General features: G+C 63.4%; 3 protein-coding genes. All 3 read left to right on the top strand.

Features of this window, described 5'->3' with window-relative positions:
• The first annotated feature begins 141 nt into the window (after positions 1-141).
• From NKH43_RS35120 to NKH43_RS35110, 3 genes are read left to right on the top strand one after another with little or no spacing between them, the layout of a single operon-like run.
• Positions 142-1,380, top strand: a complete 1,239-nt coding sequence (locus NKH43_RS35120) for a site-specific integrase (RefSeq protein WP_352862043.1) — start codon at positions 142-144, stop codon at positions 1,378-1,380.
• Positions 1,377-2,309, top strand: a complete 933-nt coding sequence (locus tag NKH43_RS35115) for a tyrosine-type recombinase/integrase (RefSeq protein ID WP_352862041.1) — start codon at positions 1,377-1,379, stop codon at positions 2,307-2,309. The genes NKH43_RS35120 and NKH43_RS35115 overlap by 4 nt, the downstream gene beginning before the upstream one ends.
• The gene (locus NKH43_RS35110; RefSeq protein ID WP_352862039.1) at positions 2,306-3,313 is read left to right on the top strand and encodes a tyrosine-type recombinase/integrase; all 1,008 of its coding nucleotides are present in this window, start codon (positions 2,306-2,308) and stop codon (positions 3,311-3,313) included. The genes NKH43_RS35115 and NKH43_RS35110 overlap by 4 nt, the downstream gene beginning before the upstream one ends.
• The last annotated feature ends 89 nt before the right edge of the window (positions 3,314-3,402 follow it).

Below are 3,402 nucleotides of genomic sequence, written 5' to 3'. Positions count from 1 at the left end.
TTATGTGTCGGGCGAGATTATGTGGCGGAGCTGCGCAGATGCCCGCCAAGCCTGCCAAGCCTGGAATCCTCCGCCACATAATATTTCATGCCTCTCTAACGGACGCGGGATCCCCCTGCGCCGCAATGCTGGAGGGGCAGGATGCTCGACTTCTATTTTTCGTATCGTGGGGTGCTCAAGCGCCTGCGTAGCGGTGCGCTCGGTGGCGAGATGGATCGCATCGCGAAGCATTTTTTCACGCTTGGTTACAAAAGAGCGTCCGCCAAGATTTACTTGAGCCGCATAGCGCGCTTTAGCCAGTTTGCCGGGCCGCGCAGTGGTCCGATGCCGATCCATCAAGATGTCATCGATAGCTATTTATGCACGTTTACTACGGATACTCCGCGCATTGGGGCAGGATCGGCGCTGGGACACGCACGGCGAGTGGCTCCTGAGCGTTTCATTGTTTCCGTTCCAAGTGTAGCGGATGATCCGGTTGCCCCACTTCTGGCTTCCTTTTCGGACTATCTGCGCAAGGTGCGGGGCCTGGAGCCGAAGACCCGCGAAGGCGTTCTTCTGGGCGGCCGCCGCTTTCTGGATTGGTTCCGCCATCACCATCCCGGCCAAGACCTCGAGGCGTTGACGGCTGAGCATGTCCTCGCTGCTATCGAGTATCGGCTGTCGCTATCGGCGACCTCCGGCACCCGCACGGCGGCGATTTCTCACATTCGAACATTTCTTCGGTTTTTATGTTGGGCTGGCCACCATGAACAGGATCTCGCCCGCGTCGTCCCAGGGACGCCCCATTGGCGTTTGGCGCATTTGCCGCCGCGCCTTGCATGGGATGACGTTCGGCGCGCAATCGATGCGATCGGCGCAACGACGCCAGTCGACATCCGCGATCGAGCCGTCCTGTTGCTGCTCGCCACCACGGGCATTCGCAACGGCGAGCTTCGCGCCATTCGGCTGCAGGATATCGACTGGCGAACTGGCGAGGTCTTTGTCCGGCGCACCAAGGGCAAGCGTGATCGGGTGGCACCGCTCCTCGAGGAGACCGGCGCCGCGCTCGCCGACTACATCCTGCGCGCTCGACCGAAGGTGGATAGTCCGTATCTGTTCCTGTCCTTCACGCCGCCCGTGGGACCGTTCAAGTGCGCGTCGCCTGTTTCGAGGATCGTACGGAAGCGGTTGCGGCATGGCGGGGTCGAACTCGGGCGGGTCGCAGGTGCGCATCTCCTGCGCCACAGCCTTGCCACCCAACTCGTCAGGCAGCGAAGGCCGATCAACGAGGTCGCCGATCTTCTCGGGCACCGGAGCATCAACACAACGGCGCTGTACGTAAAGGTCGCGGCCTCGCAGCTCGCCGAGGTCGCACTCCCTTTTCCGGGAGGCGTCGCATGACCGCCTTCGTCCGTTTCCTCGGCGAGAAGGCCGAGCGTTACATCGAGCTGCGCCACTCCCTCGGCTACGCCTTCAGCAAGCAAGCCGGCACGTTGCGGGCTTTCGTCCGCTACGTTGATCGCGCTCAGCTCGATGCCCCCGCCACTCGAGCGATGGCGCTGGATTTCGCCTTGTCGTTCAGCGGCGCCGCCAACAGCCGCGCCACTCGCCACGGCGTGCTCCGCCGGTTTTACGAGTATCTCGCCGTCTATGACGTCCGAACCGAGGTCTTGGAGCGCAGAGCTTTCCCCAGATCCAGAGCGATTCCGCCTCCGCGTATTCTCAGCGAGGCTGAGTTGGCGTCGCTCATCGACGCATGCGCCCGCATTTCGCCAGGCACCCCGCTCAGAGGCCGGACGATGGCAACGCTAATCGGGTTGTTGGCGAGCTCGGGGCTGCGATCGGGCGAAGTGGTCCGGCTTGATCGTTCCGACGTCGATCTGGCCAACGGGGTCCTCCTCATTCGGAAGACGAAGTTCCGCAAGGATCGTCTCGTTCCAGTTCACACGACAACCCAGGCTGCCCTTGGTTGCTATGCCCGTGAGCGTGATGCCGCTTTTCTCATGCCCAAGGATCAGGCCTTCTTCCTCAGTTCCCGGGGCAACCGCCTCTCGGCGACTGGCCTGCAAAACGGCTTTGCTGAGGTCCGTAAGCTCGCCGGCCTTGATGGCGGCAAGCCGTTAAGGCCGCACGATCTCAGGCACCGGTTCGCCGTGACCCGCCTCAGCCTCTGGCACCAACAGCGCGCCAACGTTCAGGCGCTGCTCCCGTTGCTCGCCACCTATCTCGGCCACGCCAGTTACAGCGATACAGCCTACTACCTCACTGGCTCGGCGGATCTTCTCGCCATTGCGGCGGAACGCGCCTTCCTCGATGGAGGTGCAGCATGAGCGAACACCTGCTCCTGGCGCCGCTCCTGCAGTCCTATTTTCGCCGGCGCCTGACCAAGCAACGCAACGCGACTCCCGCGACCGTGGCCAGCTATCGCGACGCCTTGCGCATGCTGATCCTCTTTGCCGCCGCCCGGTTACGAAGGAAGCCGGCGGCATTGACGCTCGAAGACCTTGATCGAGACCTCGTTCTCGCCTTTCTCGACGAACTCGAAGAGAAGCGGAACAACTCCGTCGCCACGCGCAATGCCCGCCTGGCCGCCATCCGATCTTTCTTCCACCACGTCGCTGCCGCCGACCCGGCGTCCTTCGGCGTCGCCCAACGCGTGCTGACGATTCCCATTAAACGGACGCACATTGAGGTGACGTACCACCTCACCAAGGCCGAAGTGGACACCCTCATCGCGGCGCCCGATCCAAAGACGCCCCGTGGTCGGCGCGACCGAGCCTTTCTGCTCTTCTTGGCACGGACCGGCGCCCGGGTCTCCGAAGCCACCGGCGTCAACGCAAACGATCTTCAGTTGGAGCGGTCGCACCCGCAAGTGCTGCTGCGCGGCAAAGGGCGCAGAGACCGCGTCGTCCCTATTTCCAAGGACCTGGCGCGAGCGCTGACGACCTTGTTGAGCGAGCGCGGGATCGCCCATCACGAGCCGCGACCGATGTTCGTCGGCGCCCGCAACGAGCGCCTGACTCGTTTCGGAGCAACCCATATCGTGCGGCGTGCGGCCGCCGGGGTCGTGGCTATCAGGCCGGCCTTGGCCGACAAGCCCATATCGCCGCACATCTTCCGGCACTCCCTCGCCATGAAGCTTCTCCAGTCCGGCGTGGACCTTTTGACGATCCAAGCCTGGCTCGGGCACGCACAGGTCGCCACGACCCACCGCTACGCCGCCGCGGATGTCGAGATGATGCGCAACGGACTCGAGAAGGCGGGCGTCGCCGGCGACCACGGCGTGCGTTTCCGACCGAACGACGCCGTTCTGCAACTGCTGAACAGCATCTAAAGATTATGTGGCGGAGGCAAGCTGGTTTTGGCCGGCCCTGACGGACGTCAGCGCGGCTCCGCCACATAATCTCGCCCGACACATAAGAA

The sequence above is a fragment of the Mesorhizobium sp. M1163 genome, from assembly GCF_040318415.1.
Lineage (GTDB): Bacteria > Pseudomonadota > Alphaproteobacteria > Rhizobiales > Rhizobiaceae > Mesorhizobium.
This window is presented reverse-complemented; position numbering and strand designations above follow the sequence as displayed.

What these genes read in the sequence shown, in the direction of transcription:
- NKH43_RS35110 (WP_352862039.1), top strand. Translation starts at nt 2,306, where the DNA reads ATGAGCGAACACCTGCTCCTGGCGCCGCTCCTGCAGTCCTATTTTCGC.
- NKH43_RS35120 (WP_352862043.1), top strand. Translation starts at nt 142, where the DNA reads ATGCTCGACTTCTATTTTTCGTATCGTGGGGTGCTCAAGCGCCTGCGT.
- NKH43_RS35115 (WP_352862041.1), top strand. Translation starts at nt 1,377, where the DNA reads ATGACCGCCTTCGTCCGTTTCCTCGGCGAGAAGGCCGAGCGTTACATC.